Consider the following 17,204-nt stretch of genomic DNA (forward strand, 5'->3'; position numbering starts at 1 on the left):
CTGAGCGGACGACGAGCCTCACGCGGTTCGAGCTGCGCGGACTCCTCACATCGACCGTGGCCTAAAGCGGAATCTTCCCGTCTCGGAACGGTTCGCCGAGTACGAATGGTGCATATCCGGGGCAGACCTCTTCAACGCGAAGATCAGAGAAGATGAGGTTCAGGGTGTGGCCGTTCGACTCGATGACCGCTTCGAAGAACGGGACGCCCACACTCGCCTCCCAGGCGTGTGCCGATTCAGAACCCGCGATGATCTCGATGCCGGGGTAGAGCACCTGCCAGCGCACGCCCCACACGTATCCGTCGACATCGTCGGCGAGTTGCTCCTCGATCAGCCGTTCATCGAGAGAGTATGCCCAGGTACTCGGCGGAACGGAGGTTCTCGCGTTCGCCGACACGCAGTGCGTGAAGAGGTAGCGTTTGGTGCTCGTCTCGATGCCTGTGCTCGGGTCGGCCGTGAACTGAATGATCAGCTCGTAGTCACGGATGTAGTCCGTATAGCCGTGATGAAGAAGCGCCATGTCGAAGGCATCATCAACGGCTGTTCTCATCTCTGCCAGGTTCACAGCTGCACTCTAGGCGGTGTTCACCCGATCGGGGATCGGGCGGCCGAAGTCGGCGCGTCGGTGAATAGACTCGCCAGATGTCGTATCGCGCGGAGCTGGTCGGGATCGTGAATGAACTCCGCGGGCGGCTGCCGCACGTGCCCGGCCTCGCAGGGCGGCTGGCCTCGTTGGACGATGGGGATCTCCTCGTGTGGAATGGCGCAGCAGGGATCGAGCGCACCGTGACGACGTCCCTTCCGTCGTCGGCCGAGCTGCTCGCTGCAACGCCCGACCTCACTTCGCTCGCGGCGAGCTTCGACGAGGAGCTCTGGATCGTCTCCGGCGATGTCACCGCGCCGGCCGTGCGAATCGCGATCCCCGTGGACGGCGCCGTCTTCCTCCCCTCCGGCCGGCTGATCGTGACCGCGCCGAGCGCCCAGCGCGAAGGGAAGTCGTTCTCCGAGTCGCACCGAGTGCTGCTCCTCGAGCCGACTGGTGCTGTGATCGACGAAGCCGTCGTCGAAGCAGATGATGCAGCGCCGTATCTCCTTCGCCACCCCGTGGACGCGGCCGTCGTGTGCGACTTCTTGATGGGGCAGGACGGCAACGTGCTGACCGTCGTTCGCGACGTCGACGGCCGTCTCGAAGTCGAAGAGATCTTTCGCGCAGAGGACTACGTCACCCTGTCGTTCAGCCCGCTCGGAGACCGGGTCCTGTTCAGCCCGTACCCGTCCGATCCCGAGCGCGCTGTCGTGGCGACCTGGCCCGGCCTTGCGATCGATGCATCCTTGGACGCTGCTGCCATCGACCTCGAAATGGGCTTCGATGTCTCGGGAGGTCATCTCTCCGACGATCGCATCCTGCTGCTCGCCACGGAACAGGGACCTGTCCTCGCGGATCGAGACCTCACGAACCCAGGCCTCATCGAGATGGTCGACCTCGAGGACTACGTCGGCGACGGTTTCGTCGAGACCGTCGCGCCGTTCGGCGCGGATGCGTTCGTTGCGGTGCTCTGGGACGCGGGCAAGCGCACGACCACCGTCTGGCGCCTCATCTAACCGCCGCAGCCGATCTCATTCCGTATCGATCCTCGCGGTGAGCACGTCCGCCCAGGTGACGGTCGCTGAGCTCGCATGTGTCGGTTCGAGCGGCATCCGCTCAGCCGCCCTGCCCGGGCAAGGCGCTGACCGACACGAGCGAGCCTGCCTCGTCGCACGCGCCCGCAACGTCGCCCACGGCGCGTTGGAACGCCGTGTTCTCGTACCCGATACCGCCGTCGGAGAGCGCTCGCTGCGCGTCGTTGATGGCCGCTGACACATCGGTTTGCCCCTGGACCATGTACGTCCAGGCGTCTTCGACGGCCGCGACCCGCGACGCGTACTCGACATCGTCGATCAGCCCCTGGCCGTGCTCCCAGTCAGAGCGAAACCGGATGCCCTCGAGCGCGCTCACCTGACCGCACAGGTGGCGCGCATCGGCGTCAGGTGGCATCAGCTCGGCGGCGGGCTGCGTCGGCTCAGGTGTCGAATCGCCCGTCGGTGCGCTCGCTGCGGGGTTCGACGTGCAGGCAGTCACGGCGAGCGCGACCACGGTCAGCGTGATCGCCCACGGCGCACGTCCGTTCACGTGCTTCATGGGGTCGGTTCGCTGTCCGCCGCGGGGAGAGAGGCGGTGATATCGATCGAGGAATGCGGCGGCATGCTGACCGCGGTCGGATCGACGGGCGGCACGTCGTGGTCGGGCACTCGGGCGTCGTACGGTTTCACGTCGGCTCATCTCGGATCGGTGGCGGGATGTCTCCGGGTAACGTACGGTGGGGCCGTCAGCGCGTCGATACGACCTTCGCGACATCACACCTGCCCGAACCGCATGTCCGGAGCATGGAAGCAGGTCACCACTCGAGTTCGTACGGGCGGCCGTCGTCGGGCGCCGAACCGAAACTCAGGCGGTAGCCGTTCGGCGTTCGTTCCAGGACGTACTCGCCAGCAGCGAGTGCGCTACTCGTATCCTCGGTGAGGATCGACGCGCCGTCCGAGTACCACAGGCCCCGTCCGTCGGCAGGCTGCAAGACGGTGTATCGGGTCTCTTCCCAAGTGTGGGCGCGGACCAGGAACTGCGTGCCGTCGTCTGCCGTGATCGTGACGTACTGCGTCACCGTGGCGAGCGCGAGGACGAGCAGGGAGACGATGCCGATCGCGATTCCACACAGGGTGATCATCGGGCCGATGATCCAGCCGATCGCACGCTCGAGCTTTCGGGGCGCCCTGGTCAGCTGATGCACGATCGTCCCTGCCACCGCACACACCGATGTCAGGAACAGGACGTGCAGGAGGAGTTGCCACTGGGAGGTATCCGCCGAGAACAGGACGATGTCGAATCCGGGTCGCTGGAGCCCTTCCAACACGAGCAACGCGCTCACGGAGACCCCCGCAGCGGCGATCGCGCCCCAACGGATGGTCCCGAGAGCACGTCTCGGTGCTGCGGCGAACCCGTGAGCGATCGGCATCATCCTCCTTCCCACGCGGCGACCGAATCGACCACAGGCACTCAGCGCGTGGCACTCTTCCGGACGGTACGCGAGTGCAGGTCAGGGATCGATACGACCTCTGGCGCATCACGTGCGAAGCGCACGCAGCGATGGCCGTTCTCCGGGGAGCGGGTGAGGGGAGGGTGCGACATCATCGGTGTCGCCGGCGGCCCGTAGACTCGATGTGACGAACGGGAGGTGCGGTGGCATCGCGCACAGGCGCATCGCGCTCAGGGGCATCGCCCAAGACGAAGGTGGCGATCCCGCAACTCGCCTGGCATGCGATACGGCCGGCACCGGTGGTGCTCGTGACGGGTGCGGAAGACGTGCTCGCCGAGCGATCGATCACGATGCTTCGCGACTTCCTGCGCGCCGAGGATCCCGCCCTCGAGGTGAGCGATCTCGAAGCCGACGGCTACCGGCGCGGCGAGCTCATGACGCTCGCGAGCCCCTCGCTGTTCGGTGAGCCGCGCCTCATCCGGGTCAGCGGCGTCGAGCGTGCGAGCGACGACTTCCTGCTCGACGCGCTCGACTACCTCTCGCAGACGGCCGAGTCCACGACTCTCGTGCTCCGGCACCGCAACGGCGTGCGCGGCAAGAAACTGCTCGACGCGATCCGCGCCGGCGGCGGTGGCGGCATCGAGATCGTCTGCGCCGAACTCAAGAAGGACGCCGAGAAGCAGGACTTCGCGGCGGCCGAGTTCCGTGCGGCGGGCCGCAAGATCAGTCCCGGTGCGCTGCGGGCTCTCGTCGGCGCGTTCAGCGATGATCTGCGCGAACTCTCCGCGGCCTGCCGTCAGCTGCTCGCCGACGCGCCATCCGACATCACCGAAGCCGTCGTCGCACGCTACTACGGCGGTCGCGTCGAGACCAACGCCTTCGCCGTGGCCGACGCCGCGATCGCCGGCAGGCACGGCGAGGCGCTCATCGCGCTCCGGCACGCGCTCGACAGCGGTGCCGACCCGGTGCCGATGGTCGCAGCGTTCGCCATGAAGGTGCGCACGATGGCCAAGGTGTCGGGCACCCGCGGCGGCGGTGCGCAGCTCGCAGGCTCGCTCGGTCTCGCCCCGTGGCAGGTCGACCGTGCCCGACGCGACCTCGCCGGGTGGACCGACGAAGGGCTCGGCCGAGCGATCGAGGCACTCGCGGCCACCGATGCCGCGGTCAAGGGCGCCGAACGCGATCCGGTGTTCGCCCTCGAACGCCTCGTCGGCGTCATCGCGTCACGCGGACGCCTCTAGCCTCTCGCACGAGCGGCCGGCCAGCGAGCGGCCGGCCAGCGAGCAGCGGGCCACAGGGCGAGCAACCGAGCGATCGAGCCGTCGGCCGGTCCGTGAGCGCCCTGCGTCGAACCTGCGAGGCGCCGAGACACCGCCCCCGCCCATGACGAAGGCCCCGACACATCCGTGCCGGGGCCTTCATCGAGTGCGTGTTCGCGTCAGAGCGCGGCGACCTGCTTCGCGAGAGCCGACTTGCGGTTCGCGGCCTGGTTCTTGTGGATGACGCCCTTGCTCGAAGCCTTGTCGAGCTTGCGGGTCGCGGCACGGAGGGCGGTCGTCGCCTTGTCCTTGTCGCCCGTGGAGATCGCGTCCTTCGCAGTGCGGATGACGGTCTTCAGCTCGCTCTTGACGGCCTTGTTGCGCTCCTGCGCCTTGAGGTTCGTGCGGTTGCGCTTGATCTGCGACTTGATGTTTGCCACGTGGAGTTCGTCTTTCGTTCTTGTGCGGGTACCGGATGTGCCGGGAAAGGTAGAGGGGCCTCACCGGCGAATCGTGCGGGGTGGGACCCACACGCAAGCCAACAGGCAACGATACCAGCTATGCGGGTGGGTCACCAACGTTCGCGCCTGCGAGTTGCCCGGGGAAATCCGGCGGCCCGTTCGGCGGCCCCTCGGGCGTGTTGCGAAGCCGACGTTCGGACGCTGCGCGGCGATCAAGCTCTGCGACGGCCCCGAGCACGATCGCCGCGAAGTCGTCGGGTCGGATGAGGCTCACGAGATGGGTCGCGCGGGGCACGATCACGAGTCGTCCGTTGCGGGTGGCCTGCAGCATCCGCCGCTCCTCGAGCCGGAAGTGGTCGAAGCGGCCGTTCACGAGCCAGACGGGCACGTCGATCGCCGAGAGCGCCCGGACGGGGTCGAGATCGCCGACCGCCTCGAGCACCGGGGCCATGACGTCGAGAGCGACGCCGCCCGCGAGCACGTCGTCGGCGGCCTCGGGGGAGAGGAACAGCCGCGCCATCGCGTCGTTGAGGCCGCGCCCGCGGTCCGGCATGCGGCCGATGGCGGCGGCGAGTCGTCGGTACCCGCCGAGCGGTGCCCCGCGCGGGCGCGTGCTGCACGACGCCGCCACGAGGCCGTCGAGGCGATCGGGGTGCCGCGCCGCGAATTCGATCGAGAGGTAGCCGCCGAGACTGAGCCCGACGAGGAGACGGGGGAGGGCAGGGTCGGCATCGCCCGAACCGGAGGGGTTCAGTGCCGCATCGATCTCCTGCAGCGCCGCGTCGATCGAGAACGGCTCGCCGATCCGGCTGCCGTGCCCGGGCAGGTCGATGGCGACGACGACGACGTCGTATCCGCCGAGGAGCTCGAGCTGCCTGCGCCACATCGACGACGAGGTGCGGAGTCCGTGCACGAGCACGACGCGGGCGCGAGGCATCCGTCAGCCCGCCCTGATCGCGCCCAGTTCGCGCGCCCTGGCGACCGCGGCGGTGCGCGAACCGACCCCGAGCTTCGTGAAGATGTGCACGAGATGCGACTTGACGGTCGCCTCGCTGAGGAAGAGGGCGCGCCCGATCTCGCGATTCGTGCGGCCTTCGGCGACGAGCGAGAGCACCTCGGCCTCGCGAACGGTCAGCCGCTCGCCGCTCGCGAGCGAGGCGTCCAGTCGCGACGAGACGCCGGGTGCGAGCGCGGCATCGCCGATCGCCGCGGCGTGCACCGCGGCGATGAGTTCGGCCGGTGGGGCATCCTTCAGCAGGTAGCCGCTGGCCCCGGCCTCGATCGCGCCGAGGATGTCGGCGTCGGTGTCGTAGTTGGTCAGCACGAGCACGCGCGGCGACCCCGGCTGCGAGCGGATGCGCCGGGTCGCCTCCGCGCCCTGCATCGCGCCCGGGTACTGCAGGTCCATGAGCACGAGATCGACGTCGGATGCCGCGGCCAGCCGCACCGCGTCTTCGGCCGTCGTCGCCTCTCCCACGACCTCGAGGTCGGGCTCGCTCTCGAGCATCGCGCGAATGCCGGCGCGCACGACGGGGTGGTCGTCGCTGAGGAGGATGCGGATCATGGCTTCACCACCGGGATGCGTACCGAGACCGCAGTGCCGTCGCCGGGCGCCGACTCGATGTCGACGCTGCCGCCGAGGGCCGCGGCGCGCTGCCGGATGGCGCGGAGGCCGAAGCCACCGGAGCCCGCGTCGCCCGGCTGCTCGCCGTCGGTGCCGAGGGCCGCCGAGGTGCGGAACCCGACCCCGTCGTCGACCACGTCGAGGGCGATCTCGTCGCCGAGGTAGCTGAGGGTCACCGAGGCGTGCGCGGCATCCGCGTGCTGGAGCACGTTCGCGAGCGAGCCCTGGGCGATGCGGAGGAGCGCCGCGTCGGCCGCCATCGACAGCATCACCGGCTCGCCGCTCGTCGCGAACTCGACCCTGAGCGGTGTGCCGGACTGCGTCGACTGCTCGGTCGTCGACTCGGTGAGGCGACGGAGTGCCGACGGCAGGGTCTGCGCGTCGAGCGACGGCGGCGCGAGTTCGCGGATGAATCGGCGCGTCTCGCCGAGGTTCTGGGCGGCCGTCTCCCGGGCGAGGCGCAACTTCTCCTGCGTCGGCTCGTCGGCGACATCGCGCTCGGCGGCGTGCAGCAGCATCTGGATGCTCGAGAGGCCCTGTGCCACCGTGTCGTGGATCTCCTTCGCGAGGCGCTCGCGCTCGGCGAGCGTGCCGGCCTCGCGACTCGCGGCAGCGAGCTCCTCGCGGGTCGCCATGAGGTCGAGGATCAGCGCCTGACGCTCCTGCGTCTCCTGCGCCATCGCGCGATAGCCGAGGCCGATGACGATCGCGACGCCCGCGCTGATCAGCGGGCCGAGGATCGAACCGACCTCGAACCCGAGGTGAGTGGCAGTGCCCCAGACCGAGAGGCCGAATGTCAGGACCACCAGCGGCACGGCGATCGGCGCGGCGAGCACGTGCAGTTCGAGGAAGAAGAGGGGGAACGCGAGGAACGCGGCATCGGGGGTCATGGCCGACATCCCGACCCACAGCACGAGGAGGCTCACCAGCCAGATCACCCGTGCCCAAGTGGGGAGGTTCCGATGCGCGGCCGCGACACCGGCGCCGTAGCAGGCGAGGAACGCCACGGCCAGCACCGTGACCCCGATCTCGTCGGGCGCGTCAGCGAGGAGCGCACGAACGACCACGAAGAGCGTGAGCCCCACGACGAGCACGTGCAGGCCGAGTCGGAGCGCCGTGAAGACCGGCCGCAGGGCCGATGGGGCGACTCGTTCGCCGGGAAGTTGGATCACCGCCATGATGCTCCGAGCGTAGCCCCGGGGCGCGCCACGGGGCATCCGTCGAAAGTCTGAAGCGAAGTCATGGGAGAATCGTCAGGATGTCCCCGAGAGCCACGAACCCGCCGGTGCCTGCTGCCACCGACCCCGCGCTGATCCGCAACTTCTGCATCATCGCGCACATCGACCACGGCAAGTCGACGCTCGCCGACCGCATGCTCGGTATCACCGGCGTCGTGAGCGATCGAGACATGCGCGCGCAGTACCTCGATCGCATGGACATCGAGCGTGAGCGCGGCATCACGATCAAGAGCCAGGCCGTGCGCATGCCCTGGCAGGTCGAGGGTACGTCGTACGCGCTCAACATGATCGATACGCCGGGTCACGTCGACTTCAGCTACGAGGTCTCCCGCTCGCTCGCGGCCTGCGAGGGCGCGATCCTCCTCGTTGACGCGGCGCAGGGCATCGAGGCCCAGACACTCGCGAACCTGTACCTGGCACTCGAGAACGACCTCGAGATCATCCCGGTGCTGAACAAGATCGACCTGCCGGCCGCCGAGCCCGAGAAGTACGCGAAGGAGCTCGCCGACCTCATCGGCGGTTCGCCCGACGACGTGCTGAAGGTCTCGGGCAAGACCGGCGTCGGCGTGGAGGAGCTGCTCGACCGCGTCGTCGAGCGCATCCCGGCCCCGGTCGGCAACGCGGATGCCCCGGCGCGCGCGATGATCTTCGACTCCGTCTACGACAGCTACCGCGGCGTCGTGACCTACGTGCGCATGATCGACGGGCACCTGAAGCCGCGCGAACGCATCCAGATGATGTCGACGAAGGCCACGCACGAGATCCTCGAGATCGGCGTCAGCTCGCCCGAGCCGACCCCGTCGAAGGGGCTCGGCATCGGTGAGGTCGGCTACCTGATCACCGGCGTGAAAGACGTACGCCAGTCGAAGGTCGGCGACACCGTCACGACCGCCGCGAAGCCGGCGACAGAGGCGCTGCCCGGCTACACCGAGCCGCTTCCCATGGTCTTCTCGGGTCTCTACCCGATCGACGGCAGCGACTACCCCGAACTGCGTGAGGCGCTCGACAAGCTGAAGCTGTCGGATGCCGCGCTCGTCTACGAACCCGAGACCTCGGTCGCGCTCGGCTTCGGGTTCCGCTGCGGCTTCCTCGGCCTCTTGCACCTCGAAATCGTCACTGAGCGCCTCGAGCGCGAGTTCGGCCTCGACCTCATCGCCACCGCGCCGTCGGTGATCTACGAGGTCACGACCGAGGACAAGAAGACGGTCACCGTCACGAACCCGAGCGAGTTCCCGACCGGGGCGAAGATCGTCGAGGTGCGCGAGCCCATGGTGCGCGCCGCGATCCTCGCGCCGAAGGACTACGTCGGCACGATCATGGAGCTCTGCCAGTCGCGCCGCGGTGCGCTCATCGGCATGGAGTACCTCGGTGAAGACCGGGTCGAGATCCGCTACAACATGCCGCTCGGCGAGATCGTCTTCGACTTCTTCGACCAGTTGAAGTCGAAGACCGCGGGCTACGCCTCCCTCGACTACGAGCCCACGGGCGACCAGGCCGCCGACCTCGTGAAGGTCGACATCCTGCTGCAGGGCGAACAGGTCGACGCGTTCAGCGCGATCGTGCACCGTGACAAGGCCTACGCCTACGGCGTGCTCATGACCGGGCGCCTGCGCGAACTCATCCCGCGTCAGCAGTTCGAGGTGCCGATCCAGGCTGCGATCGGCGCCCGCATCATCGCGCGCGAGTCGATCCGCGCGATGCGCAAGGACGTGCTGGCCAAGTGCTACGGCGGTGACATCAGCCGCAAGCGCAAGCTCCTCGAGAAGCAGAAGGAGGGCAAGAAGCGCATGAAGATGGTCGGCCGCGTCGAGGTCCCTCAAGAGGCGTTCATCGCCGCGCTCTCGGGCGACGTCGAGAAGAAGGACAAGAAGTAGACTTCGGCCCCTACGCCCGAGGTGCGGCCGGCGCGTACGCCGCGAGGCGCTCGCGGAGCGAACCGGTGTGCAACTCGAAGAGATGCTCGTCGTCATCGTAGAAGTAGATGGACTCGCCCTCGCCCTGAACCCGTGAGCGGGGCGGACGCTGTTCGAGGCCGAGGTCGTCGATCGCAAGACGCAGCCCGTCGAGTGCACTCGCGTCGACCTGGAACGCGACGTGGTTGTAGGAGCGCGGCAGCTCGCCATCGCCCTGCATGATCGCCACCCACGTCGCCGACGGCTCATCGCCGATGAGGAAGAAGCGCTCCTCCGAGAGCGAGAACGTCTCCGCGCCGCTGTCGTACACGCGAACCGCGCCGAGCACGCTCGTGAGGATCGACTCCATGCGGTCGAGGTCGGTGACGATGAAGGTCACGTGGCTGAGCCCCGAGCTGGCGATGCGGCCGTTCGCGTCTGTCATCCTTCCATTCTCGGAGGATCCGGCTCGCGCCATCGACCGCCGGCGCGGCACGCGCTAACGTGGTCGCCGTCGGCGGGTGGAAGGTACGGGCCGCACCGGGCGGTCGCCTCCACCCCGGAAGTGGGGCTGAGCATGGTCCGGATGCTGCGTCCGCGAGCGCTGCGGCCGGGTGACACCGTCGCCGTGGCGGCGCTCTCGGGAGGACTCGATGCCGAGGAGGAGGCGTTGTTCGCCCGCGGCGTCGCCGAGCTCGAGGGGCTCGGCTTCGCCGTGCAGATCTCGCCGCTCGTCGAACCGGGGCGCCACTGGTGGTGGGGAGCAGCGACCCCGGCCGATCTCGCGGGGGAGTTCAACCGGTTGCTCCGCGACCCCGAGGTGCGCGCGATCTTCGCCCTCACGGGCGGCCGTATGACGCTCGGCTATCTCGACCTGATCGACTTCGCGGCCGTCGAGGCCGACCCCAAGCCCGTCATCGGGTTCAGCGACATCGACGTCGTGCTGCTCGCGCTGCACGCCCGCACCGGCCTCGTCGGCGTGCACGGCGACCTCGTGACCTTCGGGTACGGCGAATGGCACCAGGCGGGCGCCGACCGGCGGCAGGAGCTCGCCGACCTCTCGACCCGCATGCTCACGAGCAGCTTGCCGGTCGGCCTGCTGCCTTCGGACGGCGAGTGGGAGTGCTGGCGGGGCGGGCGTGTCGAAGGCCCACTGATCGGGGGCCTCCTGAACCGGCTCGTGCGCCTGCAGGCGACGCCGTTCGCGCTGCCGCTCGAACGCTTCGACGGCGCGATCCTCTTCTGGGAGGACGTCAACACCTCGACGTCGGCCATCTGGAACGACCTCCACGTGCTCCGCAGCGCGGGCATCCTCGACCGCGTCTCGGGCATGCTGGTCGGCCCCGTCGCCGACATCGAGGTCACCGAGGGCGGCCCCGGGCTGCGCGAGGTCGTGCTCGATGTGCTGGGCGGTCGCGACATCCCAGTGCTCGCGAACCTCGAGATCGGCCATGCGCCGCCGAACATCCCGCTGCCGCTCGGCGTCCGAGCCGAGCTCGACGCGGATGCCGGTTCGCTGGCGCTGCTCGAATCCGCCGTGAGCGGGCGCTGAACGCGCTCGATGCACGGCACGTCGACGTCACCACCAGAACCGTCACAGGCGATCTCCGTAGAATCGACGGATGCCTGCCGGGTGCGCGTCGCGACTGCATCGCGCGCTCGACCGGCACCGCACCACAGGAGAGGCCAACGCATGACCCGCCGAAGCACGTTCACCGACCAGTCGGTCACCTACGGCGCCATCGGCGCGACGCTCGCGCCCGATCTGCTGCGCTACCCGCCGGCCGGGTATCGACCCGCCGAGGATTCCGTGCGCCTCGGTTCGGGCATCGAGCGGTTCGAACGCGCCGCCGAGGCGCTCATGACGTGGGGCATCCAGCGCGGTTCGGGCTTCGAGGTCTCCGACATCTCCACCGGCACCGGCGCCCAGTACCCGGGCATCGTCTACGACGCCGAAGGGGCGCCGCTCACCGAGCAGCCCGCCCCGCGCATCGAGGAGCGGTTCGGTGCCGACGGCACGCCGTACATCGCCGCGGGCATGACGGCCACGCTCGAGCGCAAGCGCCGCTTCGGCGTCGAGACGACGCCGGTGCTCGTCGTCTACGTGATCGACGAGCCCGACCGCATCGGCTTCGCCTACGGCACGACCGCCGACGGCCCCGAGAGCGGCGAGGAGTCGTTCATCCTGGAACGTCGTGACGGCGACACCGTGTGGCTGACGATCCGTTCACTGCTCGCGACGTCGAGCGCCGTCGGAGCGCCGATGCAGCGCAAGCGCCGACGTGAGCTCACGAAGCTCGAGCTGCGGGCGCTCCATCCCGCAGGCGGCGTCTGATCGTGGCATCCGCCCTGCCGCTCGGCGATCCGGCGCCCGCCGACGGGCTCCTGCCCGCATCGGCCGCCGTCGGCGCCGAGGACCGCGCATTCGGCGTGTACATCCACGTGCCGTTCTGCCGGGTGCGTTGCGGCTACTGCGACTTCAACACGTACACGTCGGACGAGCTGCGCGGTGCGCGGCAGATGGACTACGCCGACCACGCGATCGCCGAGATCCGGATGTCGCGGCAGATGCTCGAGGCATCCGCTGTGCCGCTGCGGCCGGCGTCGACGGTCTTCTTCGGCGGTGGCACGCCGACCCTGCTGCCTGCCGCCGACCTGGTTCGCATGCTCGCCGCCGCGCGAGACGAGTTCGGCTTCGAACCCGGCGCCGAGGTCACGACCGAGGCGAACCCCGATTCGGTCGGCCCCGAAGATCTCGTGCGTCTCGCCGAGGGCGGCTTCACCCGCGTCTCGTTCGGCATGCAGTCGGCTGTGCCGCACGTGCTCGCCGCGCTCGACCGCACGCACGACCCTGCGCGGGTGCCGCTCGTCGTGGGCTGGGCGCGCGACGCGGGCCTCGACGTGAGCCTCGACCTGATCTACGGCACGCCGGGGGAGTCGATCGACGATTGGCGCCGCAGCGTCGAGGCGGTCGTCGCAGAGCGGCCCGACCACGTGAGCGCCTACGCGCTCATCGTGGAAGACGGCACCAAGCTCGCGAGGCAGATCCGACGCGGCGAGCTCGCACAGCCCGACGATGACCTCGAGGCCGACATGTACGAGCTCGCCGACGACCTGCTCGCTGCAGCCGGCTACGGGTGGTACGAGGTCAGCAACTGGGCGACGGATGCTTCGCACCGGTCACGCCACAACCTCGGCTACTGGCGCGGTGACGACTGGTGGGGCGTCGGCCCCGGTGCCCACAGCCATGTCGGCGGGGTGCGCTGGTGGAACGCGAAGCACCCCTCGGCGTATGCCGACCGGGTCACCGCGGGCGTCTCACCGGCGGTCGGTCGCGAGACGCTCGACGCGCCGACGCGCGAGGTCGAGCGCGTGCTGCTGCTCACCCGCATCCGCGAGGGCATCGCCGTCGCCTCACTGCACACCGGTGGTCGTCACGCGGTCGCCGGGCTCATCGCCGATGGGCTCGTGGACGCGAAAGCCGCCCTCTCCGGAGTGGTGACACTCACCAGGAGAGGGCGGCTGCTCGCTGACGCCGTGGTGCGGCGCCTGCTCGACGATTCGTCGGAGTTCAGCTCACGAACTTGATCGACATCGGGTAGGTGTAGGGCTGGCCCTGGTTGGCCTTCACCGCGGCGATGATGCTGAAGACGATGATGACGATGTACACGGCGATGATGATGAAGATGCCGATGATCACCAGCGTCAGCACGGAGCCGACGATCAGGGCGATCGCCATCGTGATCTGGAAGTTCAGCGCGGTCGCGGTGTGGGCGCGCACGAACGGTCCCTTGTCCTTCAGGATCAGGTACCCGATGAGGGCGGGCACGAAGCTGAAGAAGATGCCGCCGATGTGCACGAGCGTCGCCCAGAGCTTCTCATCGGCGGGGCTGAGCTGCTGGCTCGGCTGCTCGTAGGGGTTCGAGGGCGGCGGGGGAGGCGGGGTGGCGTCGGACATGATGTCTCCTTGTTCGGCTCGCCCGAGGGCGAGATTCGGTCTCGTCGCCCGACGGGCGAGGTTCGAAACACTCCATGCTGGCACAGCGGAGCGCGACGGGTGAGGAAATTTCTCGGCGCGCTCCGTGCCGGGGGCCTATTTGATGAGGCGGACGGCGAACGGGTAGCGGTAGTGCTGGCCGTCCTTCGCCTTCATGAAGGCGATGATCGAGAACACGACGCTCACGATCCAGGCGGCCCACACGATGAGGATGCCGATGAAGATGATCGAGAGGACCCAGCCGATGACATACGCGAAGAGAATCGTGATCTGGAAGTTCAGCGCCTCCTTCGCCTCGGTGTTCGTGAAGGAGCCGCGGTCCTTGAAGACGAGCCAGATGATGAGGGCCGACAGGAACCCGAGCACGCCGCCGAGGTGGGCGAACGAGCCCCACTGCACGTCCTGCTCCTGCGAGAGCGGTGCTGCTGCGGCAGGCTGAGGGGCGCCTTTCGGTGCGGTGGGGGGCTGCAGGGGAGGCGTCGGCTGGTCGGGGTCGGGTGCCGAGTCGTTGGGATCGGTCATGTTGCGTGCCTTTCGGGGGTGCTCGCTGAACCGCGTCTTGCGCGACGGAGATATCGCAGCCAGGGGGATGACTCGCGGGATACGCATACGGTATCGCCGCCGTCCCGGTGCTGGCAACGGCCCCGACACGGGATGTCGCGATATGATTGGCACTCACTCAGAACGAGTGCTAAGCAGTCGAGGGAAGCGAGGGACATGGTCTCCGAACGCAGCCTCGCAGTACTGCGCGCGATCGTGCAGGACTACGTCGCGTCGCGCGAACCCGTGGGCTCGAAGTCGATCGTCGAGCGCCACGCCTTCGGCGTGTCCGCGGCGACTATCCGCAACGACATGGCCCTCCTCGAAGAGGAGGAGCTGATCGCGGCTCCGCACACCTCGTCGGGCCGCATCCCGACCGACAAGGGCTACCGGGTCTTCGTCGACCAGCTGACCGAGGTGCGTCCGTTGAGCTCGGCTCAGCGGCAGGCCATCGAGACGTTCCTCGGCGAGTCCAGCGATCTCGACGAACTGCTCGCACGCACGGTGCGGCTCATCGCCCAGCTCACCAATCAGCTCGCGGTCGTGCAGTACCCGAGCTTCGGCAGCGCGCGTGTGCGTCACGTCGAGCTCATCTCGCTCGCCCCCGAACGCGTGCTCTGCATCCTGATCACCGACTCCGGCCAGGTCGAGCAGCGACTCGCCGAGCTGGAGCAGCCGGTCGATGAAGCGACGCTCGACTCGCTCCGGGTGCGGCTGAACGAGATCGCGGGCGGTCGCGCGATGGCGGATGCCGCCGACGCCCTGTCGGGCGAGATCGACAACGTCGACCCGCATCACGCCGCGGTGCTGCACACCCTCGCCGTCACGCTCGCCGAGCAGGCGCGCGCACAGCGGCAGGACCGCCTCGTCGTCGCCGGCGCGGCGAACCTCGTTCGCACCGAGCAGGACTTCGCCGGCTCGATCCTCGGCGTGATCGAGGCGATCGAGGAGCAGGTCGTGCTGCTGAGGCTCTTCGGCGAGATGGCGACCGACGAGCACGCCGTCACCGTGCGCATCGGCCGCGAGAACGCCTCGTTCGGTCTCGGCGAGACCTCGGTCGTCTCGAGCGCCTTCGCGATCCCCGGCCGCGACATCTCGCGCCTCGGCATCGTCGGCCCCACCCGCATGGACTACTCCCACAGCATGGCGGCCGTTCGCGCCGTCGCCCGATACCTCTCCCGTACGCTCGGCGAGAACTGAACCCGCCGCCCGTCGCAACCGACCGGCATCCGGCAAGCGAAAGGACATGCCCTCCGTGGCCGACCACTACGAGGTCCTCGGCGTCTCTCACGACGCCACCCCCGACGAGATCAAGAAGGCGTACCGTCGCCTCGCGCGCGAACTCCACCCCGACGTCAACCCGGGCGCCGAGGCATCCGAGCGCTTCAAGTCGGTCACGCACGCCTACGACGTGCTCTCCGACCCCAAGCAGCGCCAGCAGTACGACCTCGGCGACCAGGGCGGCTTCGGCGGCGGCCAGAACTTCGGCGGCTTCGGCGACATCTTCGAGACCTTCTTCGGTGCGGGCCAGCAGAGCCGCGGGCCTCGCTCGCGTCGCGAACGCGGTCAGGACGCGCTGCTGCGGGTCGAGGTCGGCCTCGACGAGGTGATCTTCGGCACGCATCGCGACATCGAGGTCGACACCGCGGTGACCTGCGAGACATGCCACGGCTCGTGCTGCCAGCCGGGCACCTCGCCCGTCACGTGCGACATCTGCCACGGCACGGGGTCGCTCCAGCGCTCGGTGCGCTCGCTCCTCGGCAACGTGATGACGTCGAGCCCCTGCGGCACCTGCCGCGGCTACGGCACGGTCATCGCGACGCCCTGCGTGACCTGCCAGGGCCAGGGACGGGTTCGCGCCCGCCGCACCGTCCCGGTCGACATCCCCGCGGGCGTCGACACCGGCGTGCGACTGCAGATGCCCGGCTCGGGCGAGGCCGGCCCCGCCGGCGGCCCGAACGGCGACCTCTACCTCGAGATCAAGGTCAAGAACCACGACGTCTTCAGCCGCAACGGCGACGACCTGCTGTGCACCCTCGAGGTCTCGATGACCGACGCGATCCTCGGCACGCACGCGACGATCCCCGCACTCGACGGCGACGTCTCGCTCGAGCTCAAGTCCGGCCTGCAAAGCGGCGAGATCCTCACGGTGAAGGACCGGGGCGTCTCGCGCCTGCGCGGTTCGGGCCGGGGCGACCTGAAGGTCGGCATCCAGGTGGTCACGCCGACCAAGCTCTCGTCGAAGGAGCGCGACCTCATGCAGCAGTTCGCCGCGTCGAAGAAGGCGGCCGCACCCGAGCTCAGCCACTTCCAGCAGGGCATCTTCGCCCGCCTGCGCGACCGGTTCATCGGTTAGGCGGATGCTGCGGTGAGCCACCTCTACCTCGACGAGTCACTCGATCTCGCCGCCGTCGCGCCCGGCGGCAGCGTCGCGCTCTCGGGCGATGAGGCACGCCACGCGGTCACCGTCTCACGCGTGCGGCCGGGTGAGCGCATCGCGATCGGCGACGGGCGCGGCACGCTCGTGCACGGCGTCGTCGCGTCGACCGGCGCCCGAGAGCTCGAACTCACGGTCGACGAGGTGATCGTCGAGGAGCCTGCCGCGCCGCGCATCACCCTCGTGCAGGCGCTCGCGAAGGGCGACCGCGACGAGCTCGCGGTGCAGGCCGCGACCGAGCTCGGCGTCGACGCGATCGTGCCATGGGCGGCGAGTCGCTCCGTCTCGCGGTGGGAGGGCCCGAAGGCCGAGAAGGGCCGCCAGCGCTGGGCGACCATCGTGCGCGAGGCGGTCAAGCAGTCGATCCGAGCCTGGCTGCCGCCTGTGGCGCCGGTGACGACGACCGGCCAGCTCGCCGAGCGTCTCGACGGGCAGCGGATGCTGCTGCTCGAGCCGACCGCGACGGCGACGCTCACCGACATCCGACCCGACGGCCGCGACCTGGCACTCGTCGTCGGACCCGAGGGCGGCATCTCGCCGGCCGAGATCGAACGACTCGTCGCCGCCGGCGCCGAACCGGTGCGGCTCGGGGCATCCGTGCTGCGCACCTCGACGGCCGGCCCGGCCGCGATCGCGGTGCTGGGCGTCGCGCTCGGGCGGTGGTGAGGCATCCGTCGCTACGATG

The 17,204-nt window shown here is 69.2% G+C and carries 19 protein-coding genes; 9 read left to right on the forward strand and 10 right to left on the reverse strand.

Annotated elements, in window-relative coordinates; genetic code table 11:
* Positions 1 to 61: 61 nt before the first annotated feature.
* Entirely contained in the window at positions 62 to 565 is a 504-nt protein-coding gene (locus ASE14_RS01110) for a hypothetical protein (protein WP_056649572.1), read from the reverse strand.
* A gap of 77 nt (positions 566 to 642) precedes the next feature.
* Between ASE14_RS01110 and ASE14_RS01115 the strand changes: the two genes are divergently transcribed.
* Entirely contained in the window at positions 643 to 1,602 is a 960-nt protein-coding gene (locus ASE14_RS01115; RefSeq protein WP_056649575.1) for a hypothetical protein, read from the forward strand.
* A gap of 100 nt (positions 1,603 to 1,702) precedes the next feature.
* Here ASE14_RS01115 and ASE14_RS01120 read toward each other — a convergent pair whose 3' ends face one another.
* Entirely contained in the window at positions 1,703 to 2,134 is a 432-nt protein-coding gene (locus ASE14_RS01120; RefSeq protein WP_157372708.1) for a hypothetical protein, read from the reverse strand.
* Between the two features lie 301 nt (positions 2,135 to 2,435).
* Entirely contained in the window at positions 2,436 to 3,050 is a 615-nt protein-coding gene (locus ASE14_RS01125) for a hypothetical protein (RefSeq protein ID WP_157372709.1), read from the reverse strand.
* Positions 3,051 to 3,274: 224 nt separating this feature from the next.
* On the opposite strand from ASE14_RS01125, the gene holA reads away from it, so the two are divergent.
* Entirely contained in the window at positions 3,275 to 4,312 is a 1,038-nt protein-coding gene (holA, locus tag ASE14_RS01130; RefSeq protein ID WP_056649583.1) for a DNA polymerase III subunit delta, read from the forward strand.
* A 197-nt stretch (positions 4,313 to 4,509) separates the two neighbouring features.
* Here the strand turns inward: holA and rpsT are convergent, their stop codons facing one another.
* The 4 genes from rpsT to ASE14_RS01150 form a co-directional block, all read right to left on the reverse strand.
* The gene (rpsT, locus tag ASE14_RS01135) at positions 4,510 to 4,770 is read right to left on the reverse strand and encodes a 30S ribosomal protein S20 (RefSeq protein WP_056649584.1); all 261 of its coding nucleotides are present in this window, start codon (positions 4,768 to 4,770) and stop codon (positions 4,510 to 4,512) included.
* 118 nt (positions 4,771 to 4,888) lie between these two features.
* Positions 4,889 to 5,728 (reverse strand): alpha/beta fold hydrolase, encoded by an 840-nt coding sequence (locus tag ASE14_RS01140; protein WP_082599894.1) that lies wholly within the window; start codon positions 5,726 to 5,728, stop codon positions 4,889 to 4,891.
* Between the two features lie 3 nt (positions 5,729 to 5,731).
* A complete protein-coding gene (locus ASE14_RS01145; protein ID WP_056649589.1) occupies positions 5,732 to 6,355 on the reverse strand; it encodes a response regulator transcription factor in 624 nt (207 codons plus the stop codon).
* The gene (locus ASE14_RS01150; protein ID WP_056651598.1) at positions 6,352 to 7,593 is read right to left on the reverse strand and encodes a sensor histidine kinase; all 1,242 of its coding nucleotides are present in this window, start codon (positions 7,591 to 7,593) and stop codon (positions 6,352 to 6,354) included. Before ASE14_RS01150 ends, ASE14_RS01145 begins: the two co-directional genes overlap by 4 nt.
* Before the next feature lie 80 nt (positions 7,594 to 7,673).
* On the opposite strand from ASE14_RS01150, the gene lepA reads away from it, so the two are divergent.
* Positions 7,674 to 9,527, forward strand: coding sequence for a translation elongation factor 4 (gene lepA / locus ASE14_RS01155; protein ID WP_056649593.1), 1,854 nt, complete (start codon positions 7,674 to 7,676; stop codon positions 9,525 to 9,527).
* 10 nt (positions 9,528 to 9,537) lie between these two features.
* Here the strand turns inward: lepA and fosX are convergent, their stop codons facing one another.
* Positions 9,538 to 9,990 (reverse strand): FosX/FosE/FosI family fosfomycin resistance hydrolase, encoded by a 453-nt coding sequence (fosX, locus tag ASE14_RS01160; RefSeq protein WP_056649597.1) that lies wholly within the window; start codon positions 9,988 to 9,990, stop codon positions 9,538 to 9,540.
* Positions 9,991 to 10,131: 141 nt separating this feature from the next.
* Here fosX and ASE14_RS01165 point away from each other — a divergent pair, with 141 nt between their 5' ends.
* The 3 genes from ASE14_RS01165 to hemW all read left to right on the forward strand — a co-directional run bounded on the left by ASE14_RS01165 (position 10,132) and on the right by hemW (position 13,133).
* Complete coding sequence (locus ASE14_RS01165) at positions 10,132 to 11,097, forward strand: LD-carboxypeptidase (RefSeq protein ID WP_200953242.1); 966 nt, start codon at positions 10,132 to 10,134, stop codon at positions 11,095 to 11,097.
* A gap of 141 nt (positions 11,098 to 11,238) precedes the next feature.
* Positions 11,239 to 11,880, forward strand: a complete 642-nt coding sequence (locus tag ASE14_RS01170; RefSeq protein WP_056649603.1) for a DUF1990 family protein — start codon at positions 11,239 to 11,241, stop codon at positions 11,878 to 11,880.
* A gap of 2 nt (positions 11,881 to 11,882) precedes the next feature.
* A complete protein-coding gene (gene hemW, locus ASE14_RS01175; RefSeq protein WP_056649606.1) occupies positions 11,883 to 13,133 on the forward strand; it encodes a radical SAM family heme chaperone HemW in 1,251 nt (416 codons plus the stop codon).
* Here the strand turns inward: hemW and ASE14_RS01180 are convergent.
* Together ASE14_RS01180 and ASE14_RS01185 are read right to left on the reverse strand one after the other, a co-directional pair.
* The gene (locus tag ASE14_RS01180; protein ID WP_056649610.1) at positions 13,117 to 13,503 is read right to left on the reverse strand and encodes a DUF4870 domain-containing protein; all 387 of its coding nucleotides are present in this window, start codon (positions 13,501 to 13,503) and stop codon (positions 13,117 to 13,119) included. The genes hemW and ASE14_RS01180 overlap by 17 nt on opposite strands.
* Positions 13,504 to 13,638: 135 nt before the next feature.
* Positions 13,639 to 14,064, reverse strand: a complete 426-nt coding sequence (locus tag ASE14_RS01185) for a DUF4870 domain-containing protein (RefSeq protein ID WP_082599897.1) — start codon at positions 14,062 to 14,064, stop codon at positions 13,639 to 13,641.
* A 195-nt stretch (positions 14,065 to 14,259) separates the two neighbouring features.
* Here ASE14_RS01185 and hrcA point away from each other — a divergent pair, with 195 nt between their 5' ends.
* The 3 genes from hrcA to ASE14_RS01200 are packed head-to-tail and all read left to right on the forward strand — an operon-like array spanning position 14,260 to position 17,185.
* Positions 14,260 to 15,282 (forward strand): heat-inducible transcriptional repressor HrcA, encoded by a 1,023-nt coding sequence (gene hrcA, locus ASE14_RS01190; RefSeq protein WP_056649612.1) that lies wholly within the window; start codon positions 14,260 to 14,262, stop codon positions 15,280 to 15,282.
* A gap of 55 nt (positions 15,283 to 15,337) precedes the next feature.
* Positions 15,338 to 16,438: a molecular chaperone DnaJ gene (gene dnaJ, locus ASE14_RS01195; RefSeq protein WP_056651603.1), complete on the forward strand. Its 1,101-nt coding sequence runs from the start codon at positions 15,338 to 15,340 to the stop codon at positions 16,436 to 16,438.
* Between the two features lie 12 nt (positions 16,439 to 16,450).
* Complete coding sequence (locus ASE14_RS01200; RefSeq protein WP_056649615.1) at positions 16,451 to 17,185, forward strand: 16S rRNA (uracil(1498)-N(3))-methyltransferase; 735 nt, start codon at positions 16,451 to 16,453, stop codon at positions 17,183 to 17,185.
* Positions 17,186 to 17,204 lie beyond the last annotated feature (19 nt).

This window comes from Agromyces sp. Root81, from assembly GCF_001429165.1.
Lineage (GTDB): Bacteria > Actinomycetota > Actinomycetes > Actinomycetales > Microbacteriaceae > Agromyces.

Coding starts and splice junctions, on each gene's coding strand:
- hrcA (WP_056649612.1), top strand. CDS start 14,260: ATGGTCTCCGAACGCAGCCTCGCAGTACTGCGCGCGATCGTGCAGGAC.
- ASE14_RS01180 (WP_056649610.1), bottom strand. CDS start 13,503: ATGTCCGACGCCACCCCGCCTCCCCCGCCGCCCTCGAACCCCTACGAG.
- ASE14_RS01170 (WP_056649603.1), top strand. CDS start 11,239: ATGACCCGCCGAAGCACGTTCACCGACCAGTCGGTCACCTACGGCGCC.
- ASE14_RS01165 (WP_200953242.1), top strand. CDS start 10,132: ATGCTGCGTCCGCGAGCGCTGCGGCCGGGTGACACCGTCGCCGTGGCG.
- ASE14_RS01125 (WP_157372709.1), bottom strand. CDS start 3,050: ATGCCGATCGCTCACGGGTTCGCCGCAGCACCGAGACGTGCTCTCGGG.
- ASE14_RS01115 (WP_056649575.1), top strand. CDS start 643: ATGTCGTATCGCGCGGAGCTGGTCGGGATCGTGAATGAACTCCGCGGG.
- ASE14_RS01185 (WP_082599897.1), bottom strand. CDS start 14,064: ATGACCGATCCCAACGACTCGGCACCCGACCCCGACCAGCCGACGCCT.
- ASE14_RS01140 (WP_082599894.1), bottom strand. CDS start 5,728: ATGCCTCGCGCCCGCGTCGTGCTCGTGCACGGACTCCGCACCTCGTCG.
- lepA (WP_056649593.1), top strand. CDS start 7,674: ATGTCCCCGAGAGCCACGAACCCGCCGGTGCCTGCTGCCACCGACCCC.
- ASE14_RS01145 (WP_056649589.1), bottom strand. CDS start 6,355: ATGATCCGCATCCTCCTCAGCGACGACCACCCCGTCGTGCGCGCCGGC.
- ASE14_RS01150 (WP_056651598.1), bottom strand. CDS start 7,593: ATGGCGGTGATCCAACTTCCCGGCGAACGAGTCGCCCCATCGGCCCTG.
- fosX (WP_056649597.1), bottom strand. CDS start 9,990: ATGACAGACGCGAACGGCCGCATCGCCAGCTCGGGGCTCAGCCACGTG.